Here is a 2,363-nt window from a genome sequence, read left to right as displayed (position 1 = left end):
CCACCCACCTCCCCAGAAGGGCCCGGACCCATGACCCGCATGCTCACCGGTGACCGCCCCACCGGCCCCCTCCACCTCGGCCACTACTTCGGCACCCTCCAGAACCGCGTCCGCCTCCAGCACAGCGGCGCGGAGATCTTCGTCGTCATCGCGGACTACCAGGTGATCACCGACCGCGACATCGCCGACGACCTCCTCGACCACACCCACGGCCTCGTCCTCGACTACCTCGCCGCCGGTATCGACCCCGCCCGCGCCACCGTCTTCACCCACAGCGCCGTGCCGGCCCTCAACCAACTGCTCCTTCCTTTCCTCAGCCTGGTCTCCGTCGCCGAGCTCGGCCGCAACCCCACCGTCAAGGACGAGATCGCGCACTCCCGCCAGTCCGCCGTGAGCGGGCTGATGTTCACGTATCCGGCCCACCAGGCCGCCGACATCCTCTTCTGCAAGGCCGATGTCGTCCCGGTCGGGCAGGACCAGGTCCCCCACCTCGAAGTCACCCGCACCATCGCCCGCCGTTTCAACGACCGTTACGGGTCCGTCTTCCCCGAGCCCGAGGCCATGCTCTCCGCCGCCCCCGTCCTCCTCGGAACCGACGGTACGAAGATGAGCAAGTCCCGTTCCAACTCCATCCCCCTCTCCGCCACCGCCGACGAGACCGCCGCCCTCATCCGCCGCGCCACCACCGACGCGGACCGCCGCATCACCTACGACCCCTCGGCCCGCCCCGGCGTCTCCGGGCTGCTCCAGCTCGCCGCGCTCTGCCAGGACCGCGATCCGCACGCCGTCGCCGCCGAGATCGGTGACGGCGGCGCCGCCGCGCTCAAGCGGGCCGTCACCGAGGCCGTCAACACCCGTCTGGCCCCGATCCGGGCCCGCCGGGCCGAGTACGCGCGCGACCTCTCGTACGTACGTGAGGTCCTGCACGAGGGCAACAAACGCGCCAACGCCGTCGCCGAGACCACCCTCGACGAGGTACGCGCCGCCATGGGGGGTTTCCGCTAGTGGACAGGCTCGCACCGCCCTGCGGAAATGCGTCAAGGGCGCCAAATGCGCCCAAGGCGTCAGAGGTATTGGAGGTGTCACGCAGGTGAGTGATCCGCCGCCGACACGTCGTCAGCTCCTCAACAAACAGGCATGTCAGGCCCATTGACTGGTGAGTAACAACCGCTCATACTCGCACGCATGGCCGGGCCATGGGCCGCTCTGCCGCGTACTCTCGCCGCGGAGCTGCGAAAGGAACAGCACTCCACGGCGGCCGAGGTAATCCGGCAGATAAGACAGCACGTGCCGGAATTCTCCAGGCCGCTGCACGGTAAATTCGGGCACGGAATCCAGATGGGCGTGGAAACCGCTCTCGCCGAATTCGCGGACCTGGTGGAGGGCGGTGACAGCGCGTCCGCCGACCGGGGCGGGGAGCGGTGGCGGGTCTACTGGGTGCTGGGGCGCGGCGAGTTCGCGGAGGGCCGCAGCCTGGACGCGCTCCAGGCCGCGTACCGGCTCGGGGCCCGCGTCGCCTGGCGCCGGTACGCGCGGGCCGCCCGGCGGGCCGGGGTCGGCGCCGACCAGGTCGTCCTGCTCGCCGAAGCGGTGTTCGCGCACATCGACGAGATATCCGCCGTCTCCGTACGCGGCTACGCCGAGGCCCAGGCCGACAAGGCGGGCGCGCTCGGGCGGCGGCGCCATCATCTGCTGGAGCGGATCGTCTCCCGCGCCACCGGCCCCGCGCTCGAACAGGCGGCCGTGGCCGCCGGGTGGACGCTGCCCGGCACGGTGGCGTGCGTCGCGCTCGGGCCGCCCGCCGAACGTGACCGCATCCACCGCAGGCTGCCACCCGACGTCCTCGCGGACCTGGAAGGACCGGAGCCGTTCCTGCTGGTCCCTGAGCCGGGGACGGCCTTTCGGGACCAGGTGTTCGCGGCGGCGCTGGCCGGACGCGGCGCGGTGGTCGGGCCGACCGTGCCGCTCGCGATGGCGGCGGACTCGCTGCGCTGGGCGCGCACCCTGCTCGCGCGCCTGGAACGGCCCGAGGGGATCGTGCGCTGCGAGGAGCGGCTCTCGGAGCTGCTGCTCCTCGGGGACCGGGCGCTGGTCGGGCTCTTCGCCGCCCGTCGGCTCCGCCCCCTGGACGACCTCACGCCCAAGCAGGCCAACCGGCTCGCCACCACCCTCCTGGTGTGGCTCCAGTGCCACCGGGGCAGCGCTCCCGAGGTGGCGGAACGGCTGGAGCTGCACCCGCAGACCGTACGCCAGCGGCTGCGCCGGATCGAGCAGCTCTTCGGGCCCGCGCTCGACGACCCGGACGCGCGGTTCGAGCTCGAAGTGGCTTTGCGGGCGCGGTTGTTGGGTCCGGGGCCGGGTCC

Annotated in this window: 2 protein-coding genes; both read left to right on the top strand. The window is 72.1% G+C overall.

Annotated features, from left to right (window positions below):
* Positions 1-1,005 (top strand): tryptophan--tRNA ligase (trpS, locus tag ACJA3G_RS35320; RefSeq protein ID WP_406557115.1); only part of this gene is annotated, 1,005 nt, incomplete at its 5' end.
* A gap of 333 nt (positions 1,006-1,338) precedes the next feature.
* On the top strand, positions 1,339-2,363 hold a 1,025-nt coding region (locus ACJA3G_RS35315; protein ID WP_406557114.1), incomplete at its 3' end, for a PucR family transcriptional regulator.

Source organism: Streptomyces sp. YS-3, assembly GCF_045257485.1.
GTDB lineage: Bacteria > Actinomycetota > Actinomycetes > Streptomycetales > Streptomycetaceae > Streptomyces.
This window is presented reverse-complemented; position numbering and strand designations above follow the sequence as displayed.